The 26,219-nt window shown below is 61.0% G+C and carries 26 protein-coding genes; 5 read left to right on the top strand and 21 right to left on the bottom strand.

Annotated features, from left to right (window positions below; all coding sequences use genetic code 11):
• Positions 1 to 98 precede the first annotated feature (98 nt).
• From JSO19_RS03215 to JSO19_RS03255, 9 genes are all read right to left on the bottom strand, one after another.
• Complete coding sequence (locus tag JSO19_RS03215; RefSeq protein ID WP_270909691.1) at positions 99 to 923, bottom strand: SDR family NAD(P)-dependent oxidoreductase; 825 nt, start codon at positions 921 to 923, stop codon at positions 99 to 101.
• A gap of 141 nt (positions 924 to 1,064) precedes the next feature.
• Positions 1,065 to 2,060 (bottom strand): alpha-ketoacid dehydrogenase subunit beta, encoded by a 996-nt coding sequence (locus JSO19_RS03220; RefSeq protein WP_270909692.1) that lies wholly within the window; start codon positions 2,058 to 2,060, stop codon positions 1,065 to 1,067.
• 9 nt (positions 2,061 to 2,069) lie between these two features.
• On the bottom strand, positions 2,070 to 3,038 hold the full coding sequence (locus JSO19_RS03225; RefSeq protein WP_270909693.1) for a thiamine pyrophosphate-dependent dehydrogenase E1 component subunit alpha: 969 nt from the start codon (positions 3,036 to 3,038) through the stop codon (positions 2,070 to 2,072).
• Positions 3,039 to 3,050: 12 nt separating this feature from the next.
• Complete coding sequence (locus JSO19_RS03230) at positions 3,051 to 3,278, bottom strand: biotin/lipoyl-containing protein (RefSeq protein ID WP_217135357.1); 228 nt, start codon at positions 3,276 to 3,278, stop codon at positions 3,051 to 3,053.
• 11 nt (positions 3,279 to 3,289) lie between these two features.
• A complete protein-coding gene (locus JSO19_RS03235; RefSeq protein WP_270909696.1) occupies positions 3,290 to 4,111 on the bottom strand; it encodes a PCC domain-containing protein in 822 nt (273 codons plus the stop codon).
• 233 nt (positions 4,112 to 4,344) lie between these two features.
• Positions 4,345 to 5,109 carry an SDR family NAD(P)-dependent oxidoreductase gene (locus JSO19_RS03240; protein ID WP_270909698.1) on the bottom strand — a complete coding sequence of 255 codons (765 nt, stop codon included), beginning with the start codon at positions 5,107 to 5,109 and terminating at the stop codon, positions 4,345 to 4,347.
• Between the two features lie 17 nt (positions 5,110 to 5,126).
• Entirely contained in the window at positions 5,127 to 6,779 is a 1,653-nt protein-coding gene (locus JSO19_RS03245) for a TRAP transporter large permease (RefSeq protein ID WP_270909700.1), read from the bottom strand.
• 3 nt (positions 6,780 to 6,782) lie between these two features.
• The gene (locus JSO19_RS03250; RefSeq protein ID WP_270909702.1) at positions 6,783 to 7,283 is read right to left on the bottom strand and encodes a TRAP transporter small permease; all 501 of its coding nucleotides are present in this window, start codon (positions 7,281 to 7,283) and stop codon (positions 6,783 to 6,785) included.
• A gap of 32 nt (positions 7,284 to 7,315) precedes the next feature.
• Positions 7,316 to 8,338: a DctP family TRAP transporter solute-binding subunit gene (locus JSO19_RS03255; RefSeq protein WP_270909704.1), complete on the bottom strand. Its 1,023-nt coding sequence runs from the start codon at positions 8,336 to 8,338 to the stop codon at positions 7,316 to 7,318.
• A 381-nt stretch (positions 8,339 to 8,719) separates the two neighbouring features.
• On the opposite strand from JSO19_RS03255, the gene JSO19_RS03260 reads away from it, so the two are divergent.
• Positions 8,720 to 9,658, top strand: a complete 939-nt coding sequence (locus JSO19_RS03260) for an AEC family transporter (RefSeq protein ID WP_270909706.1) — start codon at positions 8,720 to 8,722, stop codon at positions 9,656 to 9,658.
• A gap of 160 nt (positions 9,659 to 9,818) precedes the next feature.
• Complete coding sequence (gene purF, locus JSO19_RS03265) at positions 9,819 to 11,285, top strand: amidophosphoribosyltransferase (RefSeq protein WP_270909708.1); 1,467 nt, start codon at positions 9,819 to 9,821, stop codon at positions 11,283 to 11,285.
• Between the two features lie 85 nt (positions 11,286 to 11,370).
• On the opposite strand, the gene JSO19_RS03270 is transcribed toward purF, so the two are convergent.
• Genes JSO19_RS03270 through JSO19_RS03280 form a run of 3 tightly spaced genes read right to left on the bottom strand, consistent with a single transcriptional unit; the run spans position 11,371 to position 12,623 of the window.
• Positions 11,371 to 11,706 (bottom strand): Sec-independent protein translocase subunit TatA/TatB, encoded by a 336-nt coding sequence (locus tag JSO19_RS03270; RefSeq protein WP_270909709.1) that lies wholly within the window; start codon positions 11,704 to 11,706, stop codon positions 11,371 to 11,373.
• Positions 11,707 to 11,735: 29 nt separating this feature from the next.
• Entirely contained in the window at positions 11,736 to 12,173 is a 438-nt protein-coding gene (locus tag JSO19_RS03275; RefSeq protein ID WP_270909710.1) for a hypothetical protein, read from the bottom strand.
• Positions 12,174 to 12,230: 57 nt separating this feature from the next.
• The gene (locus JSO19_RS03280) at positions 12,231 to 12,623 is read right to left on the bottom strand and encodes a sterol carrier family protein (RefSeq protein WP_270909711.1); all 393 of its coding nucleotides are present in this window, start codon (positions 12,621 to 12,623) and stop codon (positions 12,231 to 12,233) included.
• Between the two features lie 78 nt (positions 12,624 to 12,701).
• Here JSO19_RS03280 and purD point away from each other — a divergent pair, with 78 nt between their 5' ends.
• A complete protein-coding gene (gene purD, locus JSO19_RS03285) occupies positions 12,702 to 13,988 on the top strand; it encodes a phosphoribosylamine--glycine ligase (protein ID WP_270909713.1) in 1,287 nt (428 codons plus the stop codon).
• A 116-nt stretch (positions 13,989 to 14,104) separates the two neighbouring features.
• On the opposite strand, the gene JSO19_RS03290 is transcribed toward purD, so the two are convergent.
• The 4 genes from JSO19_RS03290 to JSO19_RS03305 are packed head-to-tail and all read right to left on the bottom strand — an operon-like array spanning position 14,105 to position 19,322.
• Positions 14,105 to 15,349 carry an SRPBCC domain-containing protein gene (locus tag JSO19_RS03290; RefSeq protein WP_270909714.1) on the bottom strand — a complete coding sequence of 415 codons (1,245 nt, stop codon included), beginning with the start codon at positions 15,347 to 15,349 and terminating at the stop codon, positions 14,105 to 14,107.
• A gap of 41 nt (positions 15,350 to 15,390) precedes the next feature.
• Entirely contained in the window at positions 15,391 to 17,154 is a 1,764-nt protein-coding gene (locus JSO19_RS03295; protein ID WP_270909716.1) for a proline--tRNA ligase, read from the bottom strand.
• 42 nt (positions 17,155 to 17,196) lie between these two features.
• On the bottom strand, positions 17,197 to 17,838 hold the full coding sequence (yczE, locus tag JSO19_RS03300; protein ID WP_270909717.1) for a membrane protein YczE: 642 nt from the start codon (positions 17,836 to 17,838) through the stop codon (positions 17,197 to 17,199).
• Positions 17,835 to 19,322 carry a sensor histidine kinase gene (locus JSO19_RS03305; protein ID WP_270909719.1) on the bottom strand — a complete coding sequence of 496 codons (1,488 nt, stop codon included), beginning with the start codon at positions 19,320 to 19,322 and terminating at the stop codon, positions 17,835 to 17,837. The genes yczE and JSO19_RS03305 overlap by 4 nt, the downstream gene beginning before the upstream one ends.
• Before the next feature lie 158 nt (positions 19,323 to 19,480).
• On the opposite strand from JSO19_RS03305, the gene JSO19_RS03310 reads away from it, so the two are divergent.
• Positions 19,481 to 19,930: an Rv3235 family protein gene (locus JSO19_RS03310; RefSeq protein ID WP_270909721.1), complete on the top strand. Its 450-nt coding sequence runs from the start codon at positions 19,481 to 19,483 to the stop codon at positions 19,928 to 19,930.
• Positions 19,931 to 20,000: 70 nt separating this feature from the next.
• Here JSO19_RS03310 and rlmB read toward each other — a convergent pair whose 3' ends face one another.
• From rlmB to JSO19_RS03325, 3 genes are read right to left on the bottom strand one after another with little or no spacing between them, the layout of a single operon-like run.
• Positions 20,001 to 20,999 carry a 23S rRNA (guanosine(2251)-2'-O)-methyltransferase RlmB gene (gene rlmB, locus JSO19_RS03315; RefSeq protein ID WP_270909722.1) on the bottom strand — a complete coding sequence of 333 codons (999 nt, stop codon included), beginning with the start codon at positions 20,997 to 20,999 and terminating at the stop codon, positions 20,001 to 20,003.
• Positions 20,996 to 22,450, bottom strand: coding sequence for a cysteine--tRNA ligase (gene cysS / locus JSO19_RS03320; RefSeq protein WP_442915672.1), 1,455 nt, complete (start codon positions 22,448 to 22,450; stop codon positions 20,996 to 20,998). The genes rlmB and cysS overlap by 4 nt, the downstream gene beginning before the upstream one ends.
• Before the next feature lie 11 nt (positions 22,451 to 22,461).
• Entirely contained in the window at positions 22,462 to 22,989 is a 528-nt protein-coding gene (locus tag JSO19_RS03325; RefSeq protein ID WP_217135393.1) for a CarD family transcriptional regulator, read from the bottom strand.
• A 152-nt stretch (positions 22,990 to 23,141) separates the two neighbouring features.
• On the opposite strand from JSO19_RS03325, the gene JSO19_RS03330 reads away from it, so the two are divergent.
• Positions 23,142 to 23,597: a DNA modification methylase gene (locus tag JSO19_RS03330; protein WP_270909726.1), complete on the top strand. Its 456-nt coding sequence runs from the start codon at positions 23,142 to 23,144 to the stop codon at positions 23,595 to 23,597.
• An 87-nt stretch (positions 23,598 to 23,684) separates the two neighbouring features.
• Here the strand turns inward: JSO19_RS03330 and JSO19_RS03335 are convergent, their stop codons facing one another.
• Both JSO19_RS03335 and JSO19_RS03340 read right to left on the bottom strand, forming a co-directional pair.
• Positions 23,685 to 24,656, bottom strand: a complete 972-nt coding sequence (locus tag JSO19_RS03335) for a lytic transglycosylase domain-containing protein (RefSeq protein ID WP_270909727.1) — start codon at positions 24,654 to 24,656, stop codon at positions 23,685 to 23,687.
• Complete coding sequence (locus tag JSO19_RS03340; RefSeq protein WP_270909728.1) at positions 24,646 to 26,202, bottom strand: LPXTG cell wall anchor domain-containing protein; 1,557 nt, start codon at positions 26,200 to 26,202, stop codon at positions 24,646 to 24,648. Before JSO19_RS03340 ends, JSO19_RS03335 begins: the two co-directional genes overlap by 11 nt.
• Positions 26,203 to 26,219 lie beyond the last annotated feature (17 nt).

A 26,219-nucleotide genomic window follows, 5' to 3' on the forward strand; every position in this document is an offset into this window, starting at 1 on the left:
GCCAAAACGCGACTGCCCCTCGCGAGAGCGCGAGGGGCAGGATAAGCGATGAGCCCAAACGGCTCTCACCTGCGGCGGATCGTTCCAACCGCAACCGTTTAGTGATCGCGAGCCGGCTCGGTGGCCCGCTGAATAAGCCCGCCGTCGACCGGCAAGCAAACGCCATTGATGTACTGCGCCGCGTCGCTCGCGAGAAAGACCGCGGCGCGTGCGACGTCTTGCGAGACACCCATTTTTCCCGTCGGGCTGAGCGCATGCCGGGCGGCAACCATTGCCTCGATCGAGTCGTAGGCGCCGCTGATCTGGCGGTACATCATCGGGGTTTCGATGTAGCCGGGTGAAATCGTATTCACTCGAATGCCCTTCGCGGCGTACTCGAGCGCGATCGTTTGCGTATAGCCGATGAGGCCGGCCTTGGTCGCGGTGTAGCTCGGGTAGTTGTAACCGATGTACCGCATGCCGCCGACCGAGGCGACATTAATGATCGAGCCTTTGCCTCGCTCCAGCATGTGCGGCAGCACATACTTCGTCGTGAGAAAAACGCTCGTGAGGTTCACGTTCATGACGAGGTTCCACTCGTCGAGTTCCATCTCGAGCGGGCCGCCCATGCGCGCGATGCCAACGTTGTTGTGCAGTACATCGATCTGGCCGAACGCCTCAATCGTTGCTTCAACCGCTGCGCGCACCTCGTCTGGGTTGGTCACGTTGGCCGTGATTCCGATGACCCGGCCGTTGGTAGAGCCGGGAAACACTGTTTCGAAGCGGTCGAGCGCACCCTGCACCGCCTCGGGGTTCGCGTCAACGAGAGCGACCTTCGCGCCCGCCTCGGCAAAGGCGAGGGAGGCGGCAAGGCCGTTGTTGGTTTCGCCGCCGAGCGATCCGCCGCCGAAAACGAGTGCAACCTGCTGTTCGAGAGAAATCATGTGGTTCCTTCACTGTGGAAAATCGTGGGCGGGTGCCGCGACTCAGCGCGGCCTCGCTCCGGAGACGAGGGGCCCGCAACATTGCGGATGCGGGCCCCTCACGCGCCGGTATCTGCCCCGGCGCAAGCTCGGCTACCAGGACTACTTACCGAGCGCCTTCTTCACGGCGGCCACGACCTGCTGTGCCTGAGGCACGATCGCGTTCTCGAGAGGCTCGCTGTACGGAATCGGCGCGCGGAAGGCGCCGATGCGAACGGGAGCCGCGTCGAGGTTGTCCCAAGCGTCTTCGACGACGTTCGCGACAAACTCGCCACCCCAGCCGTAGTCACGAACCGCTTCGTGCGCGACGACCAGGTGACGGGTCTTTGCGACTGATTTGTAGACCGTGTCCATATCGAATGGGTAGAGGGTACGGGGGTCGATGATCTCGATCTCGATGCCCACTTCAGCGAGCTGCTCTGCGGCCTCGAGAGCCGAACGGTGCAGCCACTGCGTCGCGACGACGGTGACGTGCTGGCCCTCACGCGAGACGGCAGCCTGCCCGAAAGGAATCTCTTCAAACGTCACAAGACCCTTGTCGTAGTAGAGGTTCTTGTGCTCGAGGAAGATAGTCGGGTTGTCTGACTTCACCGCGGTCTTCAGCAGACCGTAGGCGTCGTTCGCGTTCGACGGAACGACGACCTCGAGGCCTGGAATGTGCGCGAAGATCGTCTCGAGCGACTGAGAGTGCTGGGCCGCCTTACCGATGCCCGCACCGTGGTTCGTTCGCATCACCATGGGCACGTCGAACTGGCCACCGAACATGTACCGGTTCTTCGCGGCCTGGTTGATGATGCCGTCGAAGCCGAGGAACGAGAAGTCGGAGTACATGATTTCGAGAATCGGGCGCAGTCCTCGTGAAGCGGCTGAGGAAGCGGCCGCGAGCAGCACCTCTTCGCTAATCGGGGTATTGCGCACACGGTTCGGGCCGAAAGTCGTGTCGAGCTTACGGTTCACACCGTAAATGCCGCCGCCTGTTCCCCAAGTGGTGATGTCTTCACCGAACACGATCGATTCAGGAATCTCTTCGAGAATGTCGTGAAGGGCCGAGTTCACCGCACGCCAGATGGTGAGGTTTTGTGGTTTCTTCGTGGTCATATCGGTTCCTTACGATGCGTACACGTCGGTGAACGCGGTCTCGACAGCCGGGTACGGGGAGTTCTTGGCGAACTCGACGACATCGTCGATCTCGGCCGTGATGTCGGCCTCAAGCTTCTCGATGTCGGCCGCGGTGAGCACGCCCTCCTCAACGAGGCGGTTCTGCAGTTTCGCGACGGGATCTTTTGCGCGCCATTCCTCGACCTCAGCTGCATCACGGTAGATCTCGGTGTCACCGGCCATGTGGCCGAGGTAGCGGTAGGTGTTCGCCACAATGAACGAGGGGCCCTCGCCAGCGCGGGCACGCTCGACAGCCTTGTCCATCGTCACGTACACCTGCTCGAGATCCATGCCGTCAACCTCGAAGGAGGGAACGCCATAGGCCTCGCCGCGCTTCGTGAAGTCGCGCTGTGCGACCATCTCTTCGACCGATGCCGACTGCGCGTAGTAGTTGTTCTCGAGCACGAAGATCACGGGCAGCTTCCAAATCGCCGCGAGGTTGAACGCCTCGGCGAGCACGCCCTGGTTCGAGCCGCCGTCGCCGAAGTACGCAACCGCGACGCTTCCATCGCCCTTCACCTGCGAGGCGAGAGCCGCACCCGTTGCGATGCCGATGCCAGCACCGACGATACCGTTCGTACCGAGCACGCCGATCTCTTTGACACCGAGGTGCATCGAGCCGCCCTTGCCCTTGCAGTACCCGTCTTCACGACCGAGAATCTCGGCCATCGTCTTCTTGAAGTCGGCACCCTTCGCGAGCGTGTGCGCGTGACCGCGGTGGTTTGAGGCGATCGCATCGCGATCTTCAAGCGCGAGCGAGACGCCTACAGAGACGGCTTCCATGCCGCTCGAGGGGTGAGTCGATCCGCGAATTTCCCCCTCTTGCGAGAGGCCGGGAAGACGATCTTCGAATTCACGAATACGCTTCATGAGCGTGAGGCCCGCGAGCCCCTGCTCTTTCACAGTAAATTCAGCCACGTTGGGCCCTCCTTAAGCGACGGTTGCGAAGGTGTCGCCGAGGTTGACGACGTCGCCCTCTTCAGCCTTCTGGCTAACGACGCCTGCTGCGGGCGACTTGAACTCGGCGACCAGCTTCGAGGTCTCGAACTGTGCAAGCACGTCGCCCTCGGCGACCGTTGCGCCGTCGGCCACGAGCCATTCGACAAGATCGGCTTCTTCTTCTTCGCCGAGGAATTCCTGGTTGAGTACTACGTCCATGGTGTTGCTCCTTATTTGCTTTCTTGGTTCATTTCTTGGAGGACAAGTTCAAAGGTCACCGCGACCGGGTTTGCCCCAGCGATGAGTTCACCGGCGTGCACGACGCCGTGACGGTCGACCATCGTGCAGCTCAGACGAACCTCGAGCTCTGCCGCCGAGAGGTCTGACACGTGGCCAATGAGGGCGATGACCTCGGTGCCGGGGCCATCAACCCGAACGGTTTCGCGGGTGGCACGGTTCACGAACTCACCGCCCACGAGGCTGCCAATTCCAGCTCGCACGCTCACCGAGTCAAACCCGGCGGCCTTACTGGTCTTGATGATCGCCTCGGTGATGTCTTCGCCTGGAAGCACACGAGCGACCACGGTGTTACGGAGTTGGGTTTCAACGGCCACGTCGAAGACCCTCCTTTCGCTTGCGTGAGGGGTAAAAACTGGCATGTCAGTTTCAGGGTCATCGGCGCTGATGAGGTCGACGCCGTCAAAAATGTGCACGACAGCGTGCACGCCTTCTGCGCCGACGATCGTGTCGGGCCAGAGGTGGCCGCCAAGGGTTTCGCCCGCAGCGTTCGCCCACATACTGTGGCTGTGCACGAATGGCTCACCAAAGCGATGTCCGATCGTGGCAGCGCCGTAAATATAGCTGGCGACGGGTGTGACGCGCGTTTCAGAAAAGCCAACGGCCTTTCGGCTGTCGCCCGCCGTGGGAATCACGTAGCTCACAGGGTCGCATGACCCCGAATAAAGCTCAGCAGCACCGCTCGTGGCGCCGTGTTCAGCGACGATATCGGTGAGCTGTTCTGTCAGTGGTTTGCCTTGGGAGAGCTGCCGCACAACGGTTTTGGATGTGACCGCTACCGGTTTAATTCTTGGCTGTAAGCGCTCCCCAGGATGCGTGAGTGGTTTCACAGTGTTCCTAACGCTTGTGGCTGGTGCGTGGGAGCTGGCTTGTGGCGAGCCCTCACGTCGTGATAGTTGGTACTACCACTGGAAGGAAGGGTGCATATGAAATTGTTTGATGGTGGTGCTGGGTGGGGCGACGGCTGCTTCGCCGCCGCCCCTTGGAACTAACCGATCGCGGCGCCGCCGCAAACCTTAATGGTCTCGCCCGTCACAAAACTTGCAATGGGTGAGGCAAGGTATGCCACTGCCCCCGCGATCTCGTCTGGTGTGCCGAGGCGTTTGATGGGCTGGTTCGAGAAGTCGTACTCGACAGACTCGGTCATCGGGGTCGCAATCGGCCCCGGCGCAACCGAGTTCACGGTAATGCCGAGCGGGCCAACCTCTTTCGCGACCCACTTGGTGAGCGCGATCATGCCTCCCTTTGACGCAGCGTAGGCGGGGCCTGAGCGGCCTCCCCCGTCGCCGCCCGAAAGCGGGCCACCCATGATGCCGGAGATTGATGAGACGTTGATGATGCGCCCATACCCCTGCTGCTTCATGTGCGGGTAGATCGCCTGCTGGGTGAACAGGAAGGTGCCCTTGAGGTTCGTCGCAATGTCGAGCTCCCAGAGCTCGTCGGTGAACGATTCGAGGCCGACACGGCTTGCCGTTCCCGCGTTGTTCACGACAATATCGAGACGCCCCAGCTCAGCAACGAACGCGTTAATCGTGCTCGTCACCTGCTCGCGGTCGCGAACGTCAACCGCATAGGCAACGAAACGCTGCTCTGGGTACTGCGTCTGAAGCTCGGTTGCGAGCTCAGACCCGTCGATGAGATCGACAATGCCAATGCTCGCGCCCTGCTCGGCAAGGTGCCGAACGATCGAGGCACCAATGCCGCGAGCTGAGCCGGTCACAATGGCGGTTTGCCCTTTGAGTGTTGTACTCATCAGAAGTTCCTTATCGTTTATTTCGTGAAGTAGGCCGCGGTCATGCTGCCGAGATCAGTAAAGAAGCTCCCGGTCATCTTGACCCCGTTCACCATCACTGTGCCGTCGGCGCTTTGAGCACCGATGAGCTCGAGCAGATCTGGCAAGAAGTTCGAGATCATGGGCACGAAGGCGACGAGGAGCAGGAAGGCAATGCCGCTGAGCAGGAAGGGAACGATGCCCTTCGAAGCTTCGGCGAACGAAATCTTCGCAATGCCTGCGGCTACAAAGAGGTCAAGCCCCACGGGAGGTGTGATGAGCCCAATCGCGAGGTTCAGCGTCATCATGACACCGATCGTCGTAATGTCCATACCCACTTCGAGCAGGAGCGGCACCACAATCGGGATGAAGAGATAGAACGCCGAGATAGCGTCGAGGAACATGCCAGCGATGAGCAGAATCAGATTCACCATAAGAATGATGAGAATCGGGTTCGAAGTCACCTGCAAGAGACTGCCGGCGATGTGGTCGGCAATCTTGAATCGAGTCAGCACGTACGCAAAGAGCGACGCTGAACCGATGATAAACATGATTCTCGATGCTTGCAGGCCAGACGCCGTGAAGATCAGGCGCAGATTCTTGAGCTTCAGGTCACGGCTCACAAAGAAGCCGACAAGCAGGGCGTAAATCACTGCGACCGCCGCCGACTCAGTCGGGGTAAAGATGCCGCCGTAGATGCCGCCAAGAATAATGACGGGAACGAGCAGACCAGGCAGAGCGCGCAGGAAAGCACGGCCGATGACAGGCCAGGGAGCCCGCTCGGTTCGGCGTTGCTGGCTGAGCGCCTGGGTGATGAAGGTCGTTGAGACCTCTTCTTCTCTCGAAGCTTCGGCGAGACTCACGTCGTCGCCCATCTGATTAATGACCTCGGTCTTCGTGCCAGAGAAGTCAATCTTCTCGACGCTACCGACGCTCGCGGTCGTGCTCGGGGAGCCTGCCGCGGCGTTCGCGGTCGCAACCTTCTCTGGCCCGGTCAGACGCCCGGTGGCCTTGCGAATATGCGCCTTCGCGTTTTCGGCAACATCACTGTATTCGCGTGGCAAGAACTTCGTCACGATGTAGAGCGTGACACCGAGCAGAATACCGGGAACAACACCCGCCATGAAGAGGCGACCGATCGAAACGCGCTCGTAGTCCTGCGCGATCACGGCGAAGACAATGTAGGCGATACTCGGCGGCAGAATAATGCCGATCTCGCCTGCCGAAGCCACCAAGCTTGCCGCGTGGCGCTTCGAGTAGCCGTAGCTCACGAGGGCGGGAATGAGAATCGTACCGATCGCGGCAACCGTTGCCGGCCCCGACCCCGATACTGCCGAGAAAAGGAGCGCGGTGATGACGGTGGTAAGGGCGATACCGCCCTTCTTGTGCCCGACGAGAGCATCGGCAAACTCGATGAGCCGCTTCGAGATCCCGGTGAGCTCCATGATGACACCGGCAAGAATGAAAAACGGAATAGCGAGCAGCGTCTCACCCGAGAGCGAGGCATAGAAAACACCGGTCATCGGAGCGAGCGCAATCATGCCCGATTTGAAGGTCACTGCGGCAAGAGCCGAGACCCCCATCGAGAATGCGACGGGAACGCCGAGGAACAGAAGCACCAGGAAGGTGCCAAAAAGAACGAGTTCAAGCATGAGTTACGCCTCCTCTCGGTAATCGGGCTCTTCGTCAAGGTCGCGACCCTGCCAAACGAGCACCAGCTGTTGAAGTGAGCGGATCGATGCCAGTGCGGCGCCGATCGGAATGGCCATCGTGAAGAGCCCTTGTGACATGCCAAGCGCGGGCGTGGTGCGGCCCGAAGCAAACTGCTTCATCGCGGTCTCGTAGCCGTACCACATGAGGAAGGCTAAGAACACGAGCATCACGATGACGATGAGCGTCACGACAACTTTGTGAAGGAGGCCCTTCGAGTTATCTCGAAGCACCGTAAAACCGGGGTGAGTATTGTACTTAATACCCAACGATGCACCCACCATGATCATGAGCACGGCGAGGTTCGTCACCAGCTCTGTTGAAAATGAAAGCGATGCATGCAGCACGTAGCGCGAAATAACATTCGCAAAGACGAGCAGTGTGATGATCGAGAAGGCGGTAATGAGTACCGCCTTCTCGATTTTCGTCAAAACCTTATCGAACACGAAGGTAAACCCTAAAAGCCTGAGGCACAGTCTTAGTTCGCGGGGTTGACAGCGTCGAAGACCGTTTCAGTCCACTTCGGGGTCCATGAGTCATAGAGAGGCTGAAGCGCTTCACGGAAGGCTGCGATCTCTTCTGGGCTCAGCTCATCGACCTGCATCTCTTCCTTGAACTCAACGAGCTGTTCGTCTTCGCGGTCACGGCTCATCTTGATCTGGAACTCGTTCGCCTCGTCAGCAGCTTCCTGCACGATGGCCTGGTCCTCTTCTGAGAGCTCGTTCCACATGTCAAGGCTCATGCCGAGCAGAAGGGGGTCGTACACGTAGTTCAGAATAGAAAGATAGTCCTGAACCTCGGGCAGGCCGCCACTGTAGATGACATCGAAGGGGTTCTCCTGGCCATCGATCGTGCCGTTCTGCAGCGAAGTGAAGACCTCGGCGAAGTTCATCGCAACAGGGTCAGCACCGAGTGACTTGTACATGTCAATGAAGAGCTCTGAACCGGCGACACGGAACTTGAGGTTCTTGAAGTCTTCTGGCTTCGTGATCGCGTGCTTGCTGTTGGTGATCTGGCGGAAACCGCTCTCACCGAAGCCGAGCAGCTTGACGCCCTGCTCCTCAGCGAGTTCCTTGTATGCATCGAGACCGGTCGCGGCGATAACCTCATCGGCCTGTGCGTAGTCATCGAAGAGGAACGGAGCCGTGATCGCGCTGAAGCGTGGGTCGATACCCGAGTAGATGATGGGTGAGTTGTACGAGAACGCCTTCTGCCCGCTCATGAGCTGCTCGACGCCAGCGGCTGGATCGCCGCCCGAGAGCTGCTCATTACCGAACACGTTCAGCGTCATGCGGCCATCTGACTTTTCAGCGAGAAGCTCACCAAACTTTTCTGCGCCGGCGTACCAGGTTGACGTGTCACCGACGGTGACCGTCATGTCCCAGTCATACGATTTCTTATCTGCCGAGTCGGCCCCTCCGCCGCCACCGTTGCCTGAGCATCCGGTGAGCATGAGAGCTGCGATTGCGGTAAGCCCTACAGCGACCTTGCTGATTTTCATGACTCCTCCTCCATTGAGAGTTAGCTGTATTGGGTATCTACAGGTTGTGCCCATCTTCTGCGCCGAGGGGTATTCGACCGAAGACATCCAACATTCAGGATGGTAATACCAAAGGCACAGTAACACAGGTTTGCTACACATTGCGCATCGCCCAAGCCCGGAGTCCTGTCCACTATTCACAAGAAAACGAGGGGACCAAGCAAAAAGTTTGGCTCAGTGAGTAGCCACGCGCTTGGTCCAACATTGGGTTTCTTGGGCCAAACAATAGGAAAAATCCGGTAGCACCAATTTTTTCACGCGTGGTTTACACTGTGAACGACGATCATTCGGGCTCCCTCTTCGCTGCCCGGCACCCCAGCAGAGATCGGAGATCTCAACCCCATGCAAGCCATTTTGACGGTGCTTCTTCCCCTTTTCATCGTCATTCTTGTCGGATTCGTGGCGAGCTACAGCGATCGCTTCGCGCGCGCCGAAAGCTCCATTAACGCCCTCGTCTTCAACGTCGCTTTACCGGCCCTGCTCTTCATGGCGGTGCTCGATGGCACACCACTCGACAGCTTTCCGGCGCAGTATCCGTTTCTCATCATCCTGACGCTCGTCGCAACCTCGCTGATACTGTTCGGCTTCATCTTTTTTGCCGGAAAACGGACCGCTCGAGTCGCGGCGCAGGTCGCCATGGGCGGCGCGTACGGCAACGTGGTGTACTTTGCGATTCCCATTGCCATGGGGCTTTTCGGGCCGATCGCGGGCGTCACCGTTGGCATCGGCCAGATGGTGCACAACCTGCTCTACATGATTTTTTACCCCGTCGTCGTCAGCGTGCTGCCCGACGGGAACCGTGTCTCGTTCTGGCAGATCACGAAGAAGGCCGTGCTCTTCAACCCAGTCGCAATGAGTATTGTGCTCGGGCTGGCCTACGGCTATTCGGGACTTCCGATGCCAACGCTCGTGGCCGATCCGCTCAATCTGCTTGGCCAGATCGCCACCCCGGGTGCCCTCTTTTGCATCGGGCTCACCTTTCGGCAGTCGTTTCGCGCGTTTACGAGCGGATCGGTCAAGACGCTCGACCTCACCGTCAGCGTCATCGGCAAGCTCGTTCTGCTTCCGCTCATCACCATTTTCGTCGTGCGCGTCGTCTTCCCCGGCATGAGCGAGGTATGGGCGAGCAGCATGATTCTCATGGCCGCAATGCCGACCTCAACGACCGCCTACCTCGCAAGCGTCGAGTACGACGACGATGCGAACCTTTTGGCGGCAACGGTCGTGGCGACAAGTCTTTGCTCGGTCATTACCATTCCCATTTTCTTACTCATGCTCTAAACGTGCGTCGGGCCCGCGCCCACTTACTCCGGCTGCACACCGGATACACGGCTTGCCATCAGCCAGGGCTCACCTGAGACCCTAAGAGTGTGCAAAAATGGGTCAGTGCCATCTCGCGTCGCACACCATTTCGGCAGAAGGACTCAAAGGACTCACCCGTATGACCGGCATTGTTGGAATCGTTTCACAAGAACTCGCAAACCAGCAGATTTACGACAGCCTTCTCCTCTTGCAGCACCGTGGCCAGGATGCCACCGGTATTGCGACCGATGACGGCAGCCGTTTTCACATGTACCGAGCCAGGGGCCAGGTGCGCGAGGCGTACCGCACCCGCGACATGCGCGCTCTGCTCGGCAACATCGGCGTGGGGCATGTGCGTGGCTTCACCGCGGGCGAGGCCGCGAGCGAGGAAGAGTCGCAGCCCTACTACGTCAACGCCCCATACGGCCTCATCATGGTGCACAATGGCCACCTCACGAACACCCGTGAGCTCTCGGCCGAGATGTACAACATCGACCGCCGTCACCTCAACACGACCTCTGACACCGAGATTCTGCTCAACGTGCTCGCGAACGAGCTCGAAGACAGCGTCTCGGGCCGCGGCCTTGAACTCACCGACGATCAGGTCTTCGAGGCGGTGAGCCGCCTGCACGATCGCGTCGAGGGCTCCTACTCGGCCATCGCCCTCATTTCGGGCCACGGCCTCATTGCGTTTCGCGATCCCTTTGGCATTCGCCCGCTCGTACTCGGTCGTCGCGAGCATGCCTCTGGCAGAACCGAGTGGATCGTCGCCTCCGAGTCTCTCGTACTCGAGTCTGCCGGCTACGAGCTCGTGCGCGACGTCACTCCGGGAGAAGCGATTCTCATCGCGCCCGACGGCGAGATGATCTCGCGCCAGTGCGCTAAACAGTCGACGCTCGTTCCCTGCTCGTTCGAGTACATCTACCTCGCCCGCCCAGACTCGGTCATCAGCGATATTCCCGTCTACGATGCCCGGCTACGTCTCGGCGACGTGCTCGCCGAGCAGATCGAACAGGCCGTTCCCTCTGGCACGATTGACGTTGTCATGCCCATTCCCGATTCGGCCCGCCCGAGCGCCATGGAGGCGGCCCACCGCCTCGGCATCACCTACCGTGAAGGGTTCTACAAGAACCGCTATATCGGCCGCACCTTCATCATGCCCGGCCAGACCGTGCGCCGAAAGGGCGTGCGCCAGAAGCTCAATGCCATGGGCATCGAGTTCAAGGGCAAAAACGTGCTCATCGTCGACGATTCGATCGTGCGCGGCACGACCTCGCTGCAGATCGTTGAGATGGCCCGCCAAGCCGGCGCAGCGTCGGTCATCTTCGCCTCAGCGGCACCGGAGGTCAAGCACCCCCATGTCTACGGGATCAATATGCCGTCACGCAAGGAACTCATCGCACACGGGCGCTCAAATGATGAGATCGCGCGCATGATCGGCGCCGACCAACTCATCTATCAGTCGGTTGAGGGCATGAACCGCGCCATTCTCGCCGGCCAAAGCGAGGTCAAGGCGCTCGAGAACAGCTGCTTCACGGGCGAGTACATTGCGGGTAACGTCAACGACGAATACCTCCGCTGGGTCGAGGCAAACCTCGACAGCTAGCACCAGCCGAACAGAGCAAAACCCCCGCGATTCCTCGGAGTCGCGGGGGTTTTGCGTTGCGGCGTTAGGCGCCGAGTTCGCGCGATTAGTCGGCGCGAGGGGTTTCTGTTGCAGCAGCCTGCTGACGCAGCGCCTCGGCCTCAGCCTTGGCTGCCGCTGCCTCAGCACGGGCCTGGGCGAGCTCGGCCTGAGCCTGCTCTGCCTCAGTGAGTGCTACGGTAGCGGCCTCGCCTGACGCCTCGACTGCTGGAACAGTCGCGTCACCCTTCTCAGAAGTGATGTCGTCGCTGCTGACCTCTTTTTTCAGAATTTTCATCGACTGCCCCAGCGATTTCGCGAGTGCGGGCAGCTTCGGTGCACCAAACAAGAGCAACACGATAAAGAGAATGACAATGAGGGTTGGCCCCGAAAGATTAGGCATTATTGTCTCCGATCACGGTAATGGCTTCATTATTGCACGTCAGTGTGAACGGCTACTCCAGAACCACGTTTGCGACGAGCGAAGAGGTTGAGAATGAGCCCAAGGAGGGCCCCTGCGAAGAGCCCGATTGCAGCGCCAAGCACGAGCATAAACCCTGCGATCTGACGCATCTCGTAGAGCGCTTCAGGATCAACGGGGCGCAGCAGCGTGAGAATCACTGCGAGCACGCCGCCAATGATCGCCCCAACGATCAGCAGTCGCCCGAAGCGAACCGAACGCTGAATCGAAACATCTACCTGCTCTTCAGTCACCACGGGTTCACTCATGACCGGTGCGGCTTCGGTTGCCTCTGCCGGGTCGTGAACGTCGGCTGCATCGGCCTGCATCGGGGCATCGGTCGCGACGCCCTCGTGCGCCCCTTGCCCGGGGTCTTGCGCTCCCGCAGGAGTCGCGTTTTGCTCATTCATACACCCATTCTCGCACTTCCTGGCTCAAAGAATGCCACGCTGGCCGACCGTGCAGCCTTAGGCGGCGCCGTTACCGGTTGACCCCATGAGCGGCAGCTGATCGGTGAGGTCGGCACGGGTGCCCGAAGCGGTCGCCCGATGCTCGGCGAGCGCCTGTTGCCAACTCATCTGGCCGAGCGCGAGCGCGATCCACGTTTCTGCGTCGCACTCGATCACGTTGGGTGGCGTGCCTCTGGTGTGCCGGGGTCCCTCAACGCACTGGGCCGCACCAAATGGCGGAACCCTCACCTCAAGCGTGTTGCCGGGAAAGCGCTCGGTGAGCTCTTCGAGCAAGAACCGCACGGCGGTTGCGAGCACCGGACGTGGTACCTGCTCGCCAGCCTCGATCGCTTGTTGCGCCTCGCGCACTGCCCCCGCGCCATCGGCCGCCCGGATTCTTCTCTTTGCCATGCCACCTATTGTGCCGTCTCCTCGCTGGGCGTGTGCGGCAGAGCCAAGAATGTCACCGCAACCGGCTATTCTTGAAGCGTGAAGATTTTGGTTTTGGGTTCAGGTGCTCGCGAGCACGCAATTGTTGATTCTCTTCTACGCGAAGAAGCGGGCCACGAGGTATGGTGTGCACCCGGCAACGCAGGAATGCCGTGTGAACGCATTCTCGGTGTCGATGTCACCGACCCGGCTGCCGTCACCGAGCTCGCAACCGAGCGAGGCGCAGAGCTCGTCGTGGTCGGCCCTGAGGCTCCCCTCGTCGCTGGGGTCGCCGACCCGCTTCGCGCGGCAGGCATTCCCGTCTTTGGGCCGAGCAAAGCAGCAGCGCAGCTCGAGGGCTCAAAAGCATTCGCGAAGCGCATCATGGCCGAAGCTGGGGTTCCCACCGGCCGAGCTTCGTACGTAGCCTCACGCGACGAAGCAACCGAGGTACTTGCCGAGTACGGCGCCCCCTACGTCATCAAGGCCGACGGGCTCGCCGCGGGCAAAGGGGTGCTCGTCACCGAAGACCTCGAGGCCGCGCTCGACCACGTCGCGACCTGGGCTCCTCACGGCGAGGTGCTCGTCGAAGAGTTCCTCTCGGGCCCCGAGGTTTCGCTCTTCTTCTTCGCAGACGGCCACAACGTGCTGCCGCTCGCGCCGGCGCAAGACTTCAAGCGCATTTTCGACAACGATGAGGGCCCGAATACGGGCGGTATGGGCTCATACTCACCGCTTCCCTGGCTCGAGACCGACGCCGTTCAGCGCATTACCGACGAGGTTGCCGTTCCCACCGTTCGTCAGCTTGAGAGCGAGGGCACTCCCTTCGTCGGTCTGCTCTACTGCGGCCTCATTCTCACCGAGCAGGGCATTAAGGTCATTGAGTTCAACGCTCGCTTCGGTGATCCCGAGACACAGGTCGTGCTGCCCCGCATGACCTCGGCGCTCAGCGCCTACCTGCTCGCGTCGGCCGAGGGCCGCCTCGACCAGCTCCCAGCGCCGGCCTTTTCTGACGATGCCGCCGTGTGTGTTGTGCTCGCAAGCGAGGGCTACCCGGGCGAGGTCGCAACGGGACGCCCCATCACGGGCATCAACGATGCTGAGGCACTCGATGCCTGCGTGCGCGTCATTCACGCCGCAACCGAGCTTCCAAACGGCCCTTCAGCCGAGCCCGTCAAACAGCCCGAGATGCTTATCGCCACGGGCGGCCGTGTGCTGAGCGTCGTCGCTCTTGCCGAGTCGCTCGCGACGGCCCGTGGCCTCGCACACGATGCTCTCGCACGCATCTCACTTGAGGGCTCGCAGCACCGCACCGACATTGCGGCTCGTGCCGCGGCGGCTGAGTAGCAACGTCGGGCCCTGCCCCGTTCCACGCTGACCAAGAAAGCAAGGGCGGCTCACCTGAGTGGTGAGCCGCCCTTTGTTCTTGGCGTGTGAGGGTATCGTTCGTCACCCTTCAGCGATTATTCGCCGCGAAGCAGGCGTTCCCACTCTGAGGTTTCATCGACGTCGACGGGTTCTTCAACCCCGAGGTCGGCGGTGATTTGGATTCCGCCGGTCTCGGTGAATGGAGCCCCTACCTCGGGCAGCAGGATCGCATCTGCTGGGTCGAAGGTTTCGCCCTCAACAACGTCGTCTTGCACGATCTCGATGATGCTCTGGTCGCCCGTGAGCACCGACTCGAAGCTCTGCTCGACTTCGCCACCCTCGGTGTGCTCAGCCTCGTCTTCTGCGGCTTCATTCGGCGCACTGTCGCCGCTCTCGGCAGCATCCGTTTCAGGGAGCTCACTCACGGGAGCTTCACCGTCGTCAGTGTCGTCGAGCGCATCAATCACGGTGGTCGGGTTCGCATCTTCATCGACAAGTTCGATAACGGTAGTTTCTTGCACGTCATCATCGATCTGGTCGAGCACGGCCGTCTCGTTCAGATCTGTCTCGTCGAGTTGCACCTCAACGGTGTCGTCATCGCCCTCGTCAGCGTCTTCAGCCTCATCGGCTTCATCTGAGTCGCCAGCTTCGTCTGCGTCGTCAGACTCTGATGCTTCTTCATCGGCTTCAACGGCTGCGACTGGCTCTTCATCGATGATGGCATCGCCGTCAGCTTCAAGCGCTTCGTCGGCATCAACCGCATCGACAGCTTCAACGGTCCCGGCTTCGAGGTCTCCGGCTAGCTCGGCCTCTGCATCCTCAAGCTCGAACTCGGCGTCGGCTGAGAGCTCCTCCGCGACGTCTTCGGCCGCATCGGCTTCGTCAGCGTCGTCGTCGAGATCTCCTAAAGCCGTCACCGCAACAGCAGCGGCTTCGGGGTCTTCAGCGTTCAAGGAGAGTGCCTCGAGCGTCTGTTCCCAGTGCGAAGTCTCGGCTTGCACGCGGCTCGTCGCATCGGCGAGTGTGGCGAAGCCTGATTCGATCACGGTTACCCGTGTTTGGTCGAAGTCTTCGTCTTCGGGGCGAAGCATCACCACAACGGTGCGTGCGTTCTCTGCCCCCTCGTCGGCCCAACGGAACCCGAGCGTGAGCCCTTCGACGAGCACATCGACCGTACCGTGCTGCCCGCGGGCATCAATGACGGCCCCGCCAAGCTCGAGCTCAATGTCGGTTTCGGGCCACCATGCCGAACGCGCCGTGGCGTCGCTCAACATGGCCCAAACCGTCTCTTGCGGCGCGTTTACGGTGCGTCGTACTACGACCGGTCCAAGATCAGACATGTGCCCTCCAGTGCATCTAACGTTCGAAAGCAGTGTACCGCTTACTGACGCACCCAATCGATGACGCCATCGAGTGCTACTTTTTCTTTCGTGCCAGCGTGGCGGTTCCACACCTCGGCAAAGCCTTCGGCGGCGTCGCGGCCCACAACAACGACCTTGGGCATACCGAGCAGCTCAGCGTCACCAAACTTCACGCCGGGTGAAACCTTGGGTCGATCATCGAAGAGCACTTCAATGCCCGCTTCGGTGAGCTCGGCGGCAAGCGCCTCAGCTCGCTCAAAAATGAGCGGATCTTTACCCGTGGCAACGAGATGCACATCGAACGGCGCGATTGCCTCTGGCCACATGAGCCCACGCTCGTCGTGGTTGAGGTCAGCGAGCACCGCAAGAATACGGGTGACGCCGATACCGTACGAACCCATGGTGACCGTTTGCAGTTTGCCGTTTTCGTCGAGCACCTTGAGACCGAGTGCCTCGGCGTATTTGCGGCCGAGCTGGAACACGTGCCCAATCTCCATGCCGCGTGCCGTCTCGATCGGGCCGGAGCCGTCGGGAGCGGGATCGCCCGTGCGAACGTTCGCGACATCGGCTACGCCGTCTGCCTCGAAGTCTCGGCCCATCACGAGGTGCGCGACGTGCTTCTCGTGCTCGTTGGCGCCGGTGATCCACGCGGTTCCCTCGACGACCCTGGGGTCGAGGAGGTATCGAATACCGGTCGTGCCCTCGAGACCAAGCACTGGTGCGCCCTTGGCACCGGGCCCGATGTAACCTTTCGAGAGCAGTGGGTGGCGTTCGAAGTCAGCTTCGGTCGCTGGCTCAACCTCGCAGTTCGGGAAGGCGACCTCGACGCGCTTCATATCGGCGTCACGCTCACCCGGGATACCGATGACAACGATCTCTCGCTCACCCTCTGGGTTCGTCACCGCGAGCACGACGTTCTTGAGGGTGTCTGCGGCCTCCCACGGGCGATCGTCGCGCGGCAGAACCGCGTTCGTGTGTGCCACGAGCGTCTCAATCGTGGGGGTGTTCGGCGAATCGAATACGAGCGCCTCTGGCTGACCTTCAATCGGCAGCGCCGCAGGTACCTGCGTCTGGTAAGCCTCAACGTTGGCCACATACCCGCCGGCCGAACGCACGAAGGTATCTTCACCAATCTCGATTGGCAGCAAGAACTCTTCGCTCTTCGAGCCGCCCATTGCGCCAGCGTCGGCCTTCACGATGACGTAATCAAGGCCAAGGCGCGAGAAGATGCGCTCGTATGCGGCGCGCTGCTTCTGGTAGCTCTCTTCGAGCCCCTCGTCAGTGATGTCGAACGAGTAGGCGTCTTTCATCGTAAATTCACGACCGCGAAGCAGGCCGGCACGGGGCCGTGCCTCGTCACGGTATTTGTCCTGAATCTGGAAGATCGACAGGGGCAAGTCTTTGTACGAGCTGACGATGTCGCTCACGAGCAACGTAAACATCTCTTCGTGAGTGGGGCCGAGCAGGTAGTCAGCGCCGTGGCGGTCCTGCAGACGGAAGAGGTCTTCGCCGTACTCTTCCCAGCGATTGGTCTTCTCATACGGTTCACGCGGCAAGATGCCAGGAAAGTGAACCTCGTGGGCTCCCGCGGCAGCCATCTCTTCGCGCACGATGCGCTCGATGTTGGCCTTGACGCGCAGCCCAAGCGGCAACCACGCGAACACGCCTGGAGCCTGGCGACGAATGTAGCCAGCCCGAACGAGCAGCTTGTGGCTCGCTACCTCGGCGTCAGAGGGGTCTTCGCGGAGTGTTTTGAAAAAGTAATGAGATAGACGTGTCAGCACGCTATCTATGGTAGATGATCTTTGCACCCGCCGCGTACTTACTCACTGTTCGTTTTCGCGCCTTGCGATCTCGTCAAGAATGCGCTGGCGCAAATCAAACCACCGCATGGCGGGCGCAGCGAGTGGGCCGATGAGGAGCGCAAAGGCCAGCGTGCCAACCCCGACGTTGCCGCCGAGCATCCACCCGATGAGCAAAACACTCACCTCGATGCCCGTACGAACGGCCCAAACGGGCCACCCCGTGATGCGGTGTAGCCCGGTCATGATGCCGTCGCGCGGCCCGGGACCAAACTGCGCTCCAATGTACAGACCACTCCCGAGCGCAACGAAGCCAAGCCCCATTGCAAACAGCAGCGACCGCAAGAGCACGCTCTCTGGAATCGCCACGAACCAGATCACCAGTTGTGCAACGGGACCCAGCATGAGCACGTTCAGCAACGTGCCGATGCCCGGTTTCTCTCGCAGCGGGATCCACAGCAGCAGCACGGCGACGCCCACGATCACCGTGATGACGCCGAAGTCGAGCCCCGTCACGTTCACGAGGCCCGTCGCGAGCACGTCCCACGGCGAAACGCCGACCGACGCCTGCACCATGCACCCCATACCCGCACCAAAGAGCGTGAGCCCCGCGAGCAGCTGGGGCAATCGGCGCCAAAAGAGTGGCGGTGCCTGGCGCCGGGTCACTTCTGGTTGATCCAGTGCAGCGGCACGTCAATGGTGACCTGGGTGCCGCCCTCGGCATTATTTTCCCAGGTAATCGATCCGCCAAGCTCACCCTCAATGAGGGTGCGCACGATCTGCGTGCCAAGCCCGTCGCCCACGGTGCCGCCGGGCAGCCCCGTGCCCGTATCGCTCACGACAACGTTGATCGAGTGCTCGTCACGATGGCCGATGACCGAAACGTTCCCTTCGATGCCGCGCAAGCCATGCTCAACAGCATTCGTGACCACTTCGGTGAGTGCGAGCGCAAACGGGGTCGCGTACTCGCTCGGGAGCGTACCGAAGTTGCCCTCTTTGTGCAGGTGCACGACGGTGCCGTGCAGGCTCGCGACCTCGGTGGCGAGCGAGAGCACCCGGTCGAGCACGTCGTCAAACGCCACGTCCTGAGAAAGGCCCGTCGAAAGGGTGTCGTGCACCACGGCGATCGCTGCAACACGGCGCATGGCCTGGCTGAGCGCGTCTTTCGCGTCTTCACTCTCGGCTCGTCGAGCCTGCACGCGCAGAAGCGAGGCAACGGTCTGCAGGTTGTTCTTCACGCGGTGGTGAATCTCACGAATCGTCGCGTCTTTCGTGATGAGCATCTGCTCTTGCTGCTTGATGTCGGTGATATCGCGCGAAAGCACGATGCCCCCGGTGCGTTTGCCGTCGCGCAACACGGGAATCGAGCGCAACGTGATGGTGCGCCCCTTCACATCGATGTCTGAGCGCTTGTACACCTTGGCCTGAGCGATGAGTGGAATCGACTCGTCGGTGTCGAACTGCCCCCGTACGAGGTCGGCGAGCACCGCCGCGAAGTTCTGCCCTTCAAGCTCGTCACGAAAACCAACCGAGTTGAAGGTCGTTTGCGAGTTCGGGCTCGCGAAAGTGATGACGCCCTCATCATCAACTTTGATGAGCCCGTCACTCGCCCGCGGAGCCCCCTGCCGCCTGGCGTAGGTGCTCTTCGAGTTGGGCAGGGTCCCGTCTTGCACCATGCGGCACAGGTCATCGGCGCACTCTTTGAACGCCAGTATTTGCCTCGACGCACTGAATTCGACGGCATGGCTTGTGTGAACGGTCATCACCGCGAAGGGGGCAGAGAGAGCCCCAGAGTCTGGCAGAGTGCGGCGCACCGAGTAGGCCGTGAGCCCCATGGGGTTTTCTTCGTACCAGGCCGGGGTGAGCGAGACCGAGGGCTCACCGGTCTCAACCGCTTCGTCAAAGACCTCACGCCAGTCTTCACGGACGTAGTCGCCAATGATGTCTCGGTAGAACAGCGTTATCGTGCTTGAAGCGCGCGAGTGCGCAACCGCTAGCCAGTCGCCCTCGCCGGTCGGTGCCCACAAGACGATGTCGCCGAACGCAAGATCAGCAAGAAGCGGCACATCGGCCATCAGAAGATCTAACCAGTCGATCTCTTCTTCATTGAGGGTCGAATACTTCGTCGCAAGTTCTTTAAGCGTAGACACATCTGTAGTGTATTCCACTCGAGATGGCCTTGTGCGCTTCTCCACGATGACGGCGCGCAAGCCTATGGCTTGGAATCTGCTTGACGCTCTTCAGGGCGGCTTGCCTAGGGTTACGTGTAGGTCAGGACTTGTGGGGGAACCGCGAGAAAGGACACCCCATGGTCAACGCCAGCCGCAAGCTTCAAGGAGCGCCAACAGACGCCACGATGCCGCCGCTCACTCCTGCGAGCAGCGGCGGGAAGGGTGTTCACGCCGAGCAGCAAGAATCGCCACAGATACCCTCAACGCTCACCATACGAACACTCGCACTCAACGCCGTAGAGGCTATTCATGGAATACGACCGCTCGAGCAGCTCTCGCGGTACGTCACCGGTGAGGTCTTTGAACGGCTCCTCCTGCAGCGCTCTCTGCGGCGCGACCGGCAGGCGGTCTACCGCGATGAACGACGAATCGTCCCGTTACCGGGCAAAATCGTCAGTTCCATGCCGCACCCGGGCAAAATTCACGCCGCGGTCGTCATGCACACGGGGGAAAGAAGCTTCGCGGTGGTGCTGAGACTCGAAAAGATCGAATCTCGATGGAGGGCAACCGAACTCGCGATTCTTTAGCCCAACACACGAAAAACCGTGCCGGGCGTGAGTACCCGGCACGGTTTCGTCTCTCGAACAGAGAATATGTTTATGCGTCAGCCTCGGCGTCTTGTGCCGCACGAAGCTTCGAAACCTCATAGAGCGCAACGCTCGTTGCGATGCCCGCGTTGAGCGATTCAGTCGCACTCGAGATAGGAATCGAAACGATTGCGTCGCACTGCTCGGTCACGAGCCGTGAAAGGCCCGAACCCTCAGAGCCGACGACCACGAGCAGCGGCCTGTCGGCAAGCGCGAGGCCTGGCAGCATCGTGTCGCCCCCGCCGTCGAGCCCGATAACGAAGACGCCCTGCTTCTTGAGCGCTTTAATCGAGCTCGTGAGGTTCGACGCCATCGCGACCGGAAGCCGTGCCGCGGCACCCGCCGACGTCTTCCACGCCGAGGCGTTCATGCCGACCGAGCGACGCTGGGGCACAATGACGCCGTGCCCGCCAAAGGCAGCCACAGAGCGCACGATCGCGCCCAGGTTGCGCGGGTCGGTCACACCGTCGAGCGCCACCAGCAGCGGGGTCTCGCCCGCGTCGAAGGCATCTTCAAGCAAATCTTCGGGGTGAGCGTACTCGTAGGGCGGCACCTTGAGCAGCACGCCCTGGTGCACGGTGTCGCGAACGGTCATGCGATCCATCTCTTGCCGCATGATCTCGAGAATAGGAATCTGACGACCAGTCGCAATGCCGATGATCTCTCGCATGCGATCGTCCATCTCAGAACGCGCGGCAACGTACAGCGTGGTGCCCGGCACCTTCGTGCGCAGCGCTTCAAGCACCGCGTTACGGCCTGTCACGTATTCGCTGTCGTTCGGCGTGTTGCGGGCACGCTGCTGTGGCGCACCGCGGTGCTTTGCCTGGGCAGCTTCGTAACGCTCACGCGCCGCCTTCGCCTTACCCTTGGGGTGATATGGCCGGTCTTCGGCCTTCGGGGTCGGGCCGCGGCCCTCGAGAGCCTGACGCCCCTGGCCACCGCTTCCGACGGCCTTGCCGCGGCTCTTCTTTCGTACGGCTCCTGGCCGGTTTGCTTTACTCTGACTCATTTCACGTTCCACCTTGTACCGTTTGCGTGATCTTCGAGCGCGATACCTGCGTTGAGCAGCTGATCGCGGATCGCGTCACTCGTACCAAAATCTTTCTTTGCGCGCGCCTCAAGCCGCTCTGCAAGCAGAGCCTCAACGAGATGCTCGAGCGCCTTCTCACTCTCTGCGCTACCGCCTGACTGAGCAGTTTGCCACTCAACGGCATAGGGGTTCAGCCCCAGCACATCGAGCATGGCAATCACGCTCTCGGCCCGGCTAACGGCCCCTGCCGCGTCACCGGCATCGAGAAGAGCATTGCCCTCTCGAACCGTGCTGTGCACGACGCCGAGGGCTTCGGGCACGCTAAAGTCGTCGTTCATCGCCGCGGCGAAGGCCTCTGGGAGCTCGACCTCGGGCGTATGACGCACCTCGTTGCCGGCATCTTCGACCCGCTGCACGAACGACTCGATTCGTGAGAATGCTGCGTCGGCCTCGGTGAGACTCTCGCCGCTAAAGTCGAGCACCGACCGATAATGCGCCGAAGAGAGGAAGTAACGTAGGACGATCGGTCGCCCCTCGGCAATAAGATCGTGCGCGAAGAGCGAGTTGCCAAGCGACTTCGACATCTTCTGCCCGCCGGTGTTGACGAGGCCATTGTGCACCCAGTGCCGAGCAAACGCGTCGCCGGCGGCCGTCGACTGAGCGAGCTCATTCTCGTGGTGCGGGAAGCGCAGGTCTAGGCCACCGCCGTGAATGTCGAACTCGCTTCCCAGGTAGCGCTTGGCCATCGCCGAGCACTCAATATGCCAGCCGGGACGGCCCCTACCCCACGGTGAGGGCCACGAGGCAGAAACCGGCTCGTGCTCGCGGTGTGCCTTCCAGAGCGCAAAGTCTCGCGGGTCACGTTTGCCCACGGGTTCACTGTCTGCCGCGTCTTCCATCTGGTCGACCGACTGATGCGTGAGGGCACCATACGCTGGCCAGCTGCGCGTGTCGAAGTACACGCTCGCCGAACCGTCGGCAGCGGGATAAGCGTGCCCACGTTCGATCAGACGTTCAATGAGCGCGATCATCTCGCTCACGTTCGCCGTCGCCCTGGGCTCGTACGTGGGAGGCTTCACTCCGATCGCAGCATACGCGTTCGAAAAGCTCAGCTCGACTCGGTAGGCAAGCGCCCACCACTCCTCTGGGTTTCCTTCAGCCTGCGCGACCCGCGCCCCCTCGAGAATCTTGTCATCGATATCGGTGACGTTGCGCACGAGGGTGACCCGGTTACCGCAGGCCTCAAACCAGCGACGAATGATGTCGTATGAGAGCGCACTTCTGAGGTGCCCAATGTGTGGCGCTGATTGCACCGTGGGCCCACAAACGTACATGGCCACTTCGCCCTCACGCAGAGGGGTGAACTGAACCACGGCTTGCTGTTGAGAGTCGTAAAGTCGTTGCACGCTCCTAGCGTAGCGTGTCGCCATGGAAGAAGAACTTACGAGGCAAGCACGTCGTCAAGAATTTCTGACGCTTTTTCTTCGTTCGTTTCTTTGGCGAGCGCAAGCTCAGACACGAGAATCTGGCGAGCCTTTGAGAGCAGGCTCTTCTCACCGGTCGAAAGACCACGGTCCTGATCACGGCGCCAGAGGTCACGAACAACCTCTGAAATCTTCATCACGTCGCCCGAAGCAAGCTTCTCAGTGTTTGCCTTGTAGCGGCGTGACCAGTTCGAGTGCTCTTCAGTGAAGGGAGCGCGCAGTACGTTGAAGACCTCTTCAACATCGTCAAGGTCAATGACGTCGCGAACACCAACGAGTTCGCAGCTCTCGGCCGGAAGCTCAATCGTGAGGTCGTTCTTGTGAATCTTGTTCTGCACAACCTCGCCCAAGGGAGACTTGCTCTCATGAACCTTGAGCTTGAGGAAGATTTTCTCTTCCCCTTTAATTTTGCGCTTCTTCACCTCGAGGATCGTGGCGGCTCCGTGGTGGGGGTAAACTACGGTTTCACCAGGCTCGTATCGCATCGAGTAGACTCCTTCTGTAGGCGTGAACACCCCATTCTACCACAGGATTATGCGAATTACCCGGCCTGCCGTTCGCGCGAATGCCGCAGTCATGGATAAGATGGTCTCGTACTGTGCCTTTATCAGCACATAATCAGACTTCTAGAGGAGTTATGTTGAAGACTCGCATCGCACCGGCTCTTGCACTCGCAGCTGCAGTCGCACTGGGTACTACCGGTTGTGGCTTCATGGTTCCGCAGGCAACCACCTACGAGTACGCACCCAGTGATGGCATTGACATCGATCTTCCCAGCGCCGACGTACGCAACTTCCTCGTTGTCGCGGGCGAAGACAGCGCAAACATCGTGTTCACTGGCGTCAACAAGGGCGATGCCGCGACTCGCGTGACGGTACGCCTCGTCGATGGCAACGAGCAAGTTTCTGACGAGACCTTCTCACTCGAGCCCGGCAGCACCCCCTTCGGCGTTGAGACCCCCGAGATCGTCGAGGTTTCACTCAAGGCCGGTTCGATGGTCACCGCGTTCGTTGAGAACGACGGCACCGAAATCGAGCGCCAGGTGCCCGTCGTTGACGGCACACTCGACGAGTACTCAAACCTCGTTCCTTAAGCCTTCATCGCCCGCGACACCGCGAGCGTGAAAGCGTTCAGCCCCGGCTGCCCTTGCGGCACCGGGGCTGAACGCTTTCACCAGGGCTCACCCAAAAGCGGCGTAGTACTCGGCGATATCGGCCACATCATTGTTGTAGGCCACGCTCGGGTTGTAGGCCTGCACCGCCCGAATCCAGTTTTCGGCAACCGTGAGGTCGCCGCCCTCGGCGCAAAGGAGCGTCGCGGCGCTGAGAGCCGCCTCGTCGATCTGGTCGATGTCTGGCTCGGCTGATCCGCCTGCTGAACGGCCGTAGGTCGACCAGGTTTGCGGAATAAATTGCATCGGCCCAACGGCACGATCCCACAGGGCATCACCGTCGAGCAGCCCGCCATCGGTGTCGGGAATGGCCTGGTAGATCTCGCCGTCAAGGGCGACGCCCACGATGCGGGGCAACGCTCGCCCATCGCTCGTGATCGATGCTCCGTGAATCGTGCCGTGACCCGACTCAACGTGGCCGATTGCCGCGAGCGTGTTCCATCCGAGCCCGCACCCTGGCTGCTCATCGCGCAGCACGAGCGCCGCTGTCGCGTAGGCCTTGAGGGCCCGCTCGGGCACCCCGCTTTCGCCCGCGACTCGAGCAACCCAAACCGGGTCGGCCTGCAGCGCGCTCCCCGGTGAGTCGTGATTTTCGGCGGATCGCTGCCCCGTTTCATCGCCCGCTTCCCCAGCGGCATCTCCCGTCTCAGGCTGGTTTTCAGAGGTCTCTGCCTGAGGTTCGGTCACTGGCGAAGCGTCTTCGGCCTGCGCTTTCTCGGCATCGGCCGCGGTAGCGCTTTTTTGGCCTGCCCACATGAGCGCGAGCCCGAGCAGCGTCACCACAAGGAGCGTTGCAAGGGTCACCACGACGGCTCTCGCCCGTGGCGCTGGCGTTCGTTCGAGCGACTCCGGGAGCAACTCGTTCTCGTCAGGCCCGACCCCGATCTCGAGCCCAAGCTCGAGCTCGAGATCGAGATCGTACGGTTCGTTGAACGCTCGCTCGTCTTCGCGAAGGGGCGCGCGGGGGTTGTCAGTGTGCATCGCGACGGCGCCTGAAGAACAGCAGCCCAGCACCCATTGCCGCCGCGGCCGCCCACGCAAGGACCGTGTGAGAGCTCGCTCCGGTTGCGCTCAACCGTTCAGCATCAGACGCTGGCACTGTGGCGTTGGTGTCGGGGAGTGGCCCCGGGGCAGGGTTGCCCTCGCCAGGTTCGGCAACGCCCGGGTGCTCGGAGCCTGGCGTCTCTTCACCTGGTGTCTCTGCGCCTGGGGTTTCTGCGCCTGGCTCACCGGTGCCGGGAGTTTCACCGGTTCCAGGGTTTTCCTCTCCGGGCTCTCCTGTGCCGGGGTTTTCGCCCCCACCGTCAAGAGCTTTCTCGGTGAACGAGAAGCGAATCGGGTGAGGAATCTTCGAGCTGTCGGTCGCGATACTGCTCTCGGTGAAAAAGAGATTCACGCCGGGGTTCAGCAGCGCAACGAACTCGTTCGGGAACGAAGCGTTGAAGTTGAGCGCCCACGTGCCTGCCCCGTTTGACTGCCCCTCCCAGTTGAGCTCGGCGGTTGCAGTCGTGACCCCGGCCTCATCGGTGTCGAGCTCAGCGGCGTTGAACGTCGCAATCGTCACGCGCGTTGGCTCGTAGACCTGCTCGCTCCCGATGTTGTAGAAGCCAGAGAACTCGGCCGTAATGTACCCGTCGCCAGCCTTATTCACGTGCATGACGGGGTCGGTAAAGTTCCACTGATTGCCACTGCCAGAGGTGAGCCGCGCGGTTCCGGTGAAGGTGATCACTCGGTTACCCGAGGCGTCAGCCTCGCCCGATCCGCCGCTAAAGGTGAAGGGGCGCCAGTAGTAGCGCTGCAGTTCTTCGTTACTCGTTCCCGGGGTCAGCTCCGGGAGCGAAACGTTTCCCTCGACGACCTCTCGGTGGAACCCCACGCGGAAGTTCGAGAACCAGATATTGCCGATGGTCCATTCAAGCGAGGCCTCTTCGATCGCTGCCGCCGGTTCGCCCGCAAGCTCGATGTCGTCGACCATGCGCTTCGTGTCGACCACCCGGTACGTTTGGGCTTGGCTTTCAGAGGCCTGGTAAGGGCTTTCGGGCTCGGGAACGAACCGAGCAGTGACCTCGTGGGCACCGCCCCGGCCCCATTGGTCGGTGCGAATCGTAACGGTCGCGCTCGTTGCGCCGGCTTCGAAGGCAACGGGGGCGGTCCCGAGTAGCGTCTCATCAGAGAAGAGCTCGAGGGTGCCGCGAAGCTGGGTGCCGGCTTCGTTCGCCTCGGCGTCAAGCGCCCGAAGGCTCACCTGAATGTCGTGTGTATCGCCGAGCAAATACATGGCTCGGGTGCCCGTTTGAGGGCTCGCGACGGTGAGCCGCGTTTCGAACTGTTCCTGCGCCGCATCGTGCAGGCTCGCAGCAGCAGGCTGCGTTTCTTGGGCTTCTCCCTCACTGCCCTGCGCAAACGCTACGGCTGGCGAAAGCACGAGTGCACCGATGAGTGAACAGGTGGCGCCGAGCCTAGCGAGCCCCATGGGTGAGACCGGCAAGGGGCTCTTGCCGTGGCCGCTTTGCTGAGTATGCTTCATGTCGTGTTCTTTCTCTC

This window comes from Leucobacter sp. UCMA 4100 (genome assembly GCF_027853335.1).
GTDB lineage: Bacteria > Actinomycetota > Actinomycetes > Actinomycetales > Microbacteriaceae > Leucobacter_A.

Coding starts and splice junctions, on each gene's coding strand:
- JSO19_RS03215 (WP_270909691.1), bottom strand. CDS start 923: ATGATTTCTCTCGAACAGCAGGTTGCACTCGTTTTCGGCGGCGGATCG.
- JSO19_RS03220 (WP_270909692.1), bottom strand. CDS start 2,060: ATGACCACGAAGAAACCACAAAACCTCACCATCTGGCGTGCGGTGAAC.
- JSO19_RS03230 (WP_217135357.1), bottom strand. CDS start 3,278: ATGGACGTAGTACTCAACCAGGAATTCCTCGGCGAAGAAGAAGAAGCC.
- JSO19_RS03240 (WP_270909698.1), bottom strand. CDS start 5,109: ATGAGTACAACACTCAAAGGGCAAACCGCCATTGTGACCGGCTCAGCT.
- JSO19_RS03245 (WP_270909700.1), bottom strand. CDS start 6,779: ATGCTTGAACTCGTTCTTTTTGGCACCTTCCTGGTGCTTCTGTTCCTC.
- JSO19_RS03255 (WP_270909704.1), bottom strand. CDS start 8,338: ATGAAAATCAGCAAGGTCGCTGTAGGGCTTACCGCAATCGCAGCTCTC.
- JSO19_RS03260 (WP_270909706.1), top strand. CDS start 8,720: ATGCAAGCCATTTTGACGGTGCTTCTTCCCCTTTTCATCGTCATTCTT.
- purF (WP_270909708.1), top strand. CDS start 9,819: ATGACCGGCATTGTTGGAATCGTTTCACAAGAACTCGCAAACCAGCAG.
- JSO19_RS03270 (WP_270909709.1), bottom strand. CDS start 11,706: ATGCCTAATCTTTCGGGGCCAACCCTCATTGTCATTCTCTTTATCGTG.
- JSO19_RS03275 (WP_270909710.1), bottom strand. CDS start 12,173: ATGAATGAGCAAAACGCGACTCCTGCGGGAGCGCAAGACCCCGGGCAA.
- JSO19_RS03280 (WP_270909711.1), bottom strand. CDS start 12,623: ATGGCAAAGAGAAGAATCCGGGCGGCCGATGGCGCGGGGGCAGTGCGC.
- JSO19_RS03290 (WP_270909714.1), bottom strand. CDS start 15,349: ATGTCTGATCTTGGACCGGTCGTAGTACGACGCACCGTAAACGCGCCG.
- JSO19_RS03310 (WP_270909721.1), top strand. CDS start 19,481: ATGGTCAACGCCAGCCGCAAGCTTCAAGGAGCGCCAACAGACGCCACG.
- rlmB (WP_270909722.1), bottom strand. CDS start 20,999: ATGAGTCAGAGTAAAGCAAACCGGCCAGGAGCCGTACGAAAGAAGAGC.
- cysS (WP_442915672.1), bottom strand. CDS start 22,450: ATGGCGACACGCTACGCTAGGAGCGTGCAACGACTTTACGACTCTCAA.
- JSO19_RS03325 (WP_217135393.1), bottom strand. CDS start 22,989: ATGCGATACGAGCCTGGTGAAACCGTAGTTTACCCCCACCACGGAGCC.
- JSO19_RS03330 (WP_270909726.1), top strand. CDS start 23,142: ATGTTGAAGACTCGCATCGCACCGGCTCTTGCACTCGCAGCTGCAGTC.
- JSO19_RS03335 (WP_270909727.1), bottom strand. CDS start 24,656: ATGCACACTGACAACCCCCGCGCGCCCCTTCGCGAAGACGAGCGAGCG.
- JSO19_RS03340 (WP_270909728.1), bottom strand. CDS start 26,202: ATGAAGCATACTCAGCAAAGCGGCCACGGCAAGAGCCCCTTGCCGGTC.